This window comes from Mycobacterium sp. NGS40, assembly GCF_059812735.1.
The window spans coordinates 1-876 of record NZ_JCALDG010000103.1; the positions used below are offsets into that span (position 1 = coordinate 1).

The 876-nt window shown below is 63.5% G+C and carries 1 protein-coding gene; it reads right to left on the bottom strand.

Annotation, left to right across the window (positions count from 1 at the left end; all coding sequences use genetic code 11):
- Window positions 1-876 (bottom strand): methyltransferase (locus AC5Y5O_RS32110; RefSeq protein ID WP_500028758.1); only part of this gene is annotated, 876 nt, incomplete at both ends.

Below are 876 nucleotides of genomic sequence, written 5' to 3' on the forward strand. Positions count from 1 at the left end.
CCTCGAACCTGGCGGCATGGTGGCGCGGACGCGCTTGAGGATTTCGCGACAGGCATCATCGTCCCAGTCGTGCAGGATCCATTTCATCGTGTAGACGTCAGCGTGGGCGTCGAGCTGACCGAAGAGGTCGCCGGCGCGGCGCTCGATCCGGTCGGTCAATCCTCGCTCGCGCAGGAATGCGTCTGCGTGTTCGATGACCTCGGCTGAGTCGAGCAAGATGCCGCGAGCGTCAGGCCGATGATCGAGGATAGCTGCAAGCATGTGCCCGACCCCGCCGCCGATGTCGCAGATGGTTCCGCGTCTTGGCCATGGATACGTCCGCACTATTCCGGCGAGGTCGAACTCGGACAGCTGGCGCATTGCGTCGGCGAATGTGGCTCTCATATCGGGGCGATCGTCTAAGTAATCCCACAGCGACTTGCCGAATGCCTTTTGATATCCAGAGGTTTGGGCTCCCTCGCGCAGCTGGTCGTCGAGGTGAGCATATGCGGCTGCGGTGTCAGGGTGCGCGAAGTAGGTAGCCCAGGAGGCGATCGATTTGGGGTGTTCTCGGCGCAGCGGGGCGCCGAGACTCGTCAGGCGCACACGTCCCTGACGGTTCAGTTGCATCAGCCGCGAGCCGATCGCGGCGTTGATGATTCTGACCGTTACGCCAGGGTCCAGGTCCAGTTGGTGTGCGAGGTCGACGGGATCACGCGAATCCTTGCCGAGGGCATCGGCGAGCCCGGAGGAGACCAGCACGCCCGCGATCTTCAGTTTGTGCAGCCCCATCGTCACGTCGAAGAACAGCGCGAATTCTTCGGGCACCGCGGCATCAGCGAGATCGAAGACACGGCGTCGAGCACCGAGGGCGGCGCGCGCGACCCAAAGCGGTAA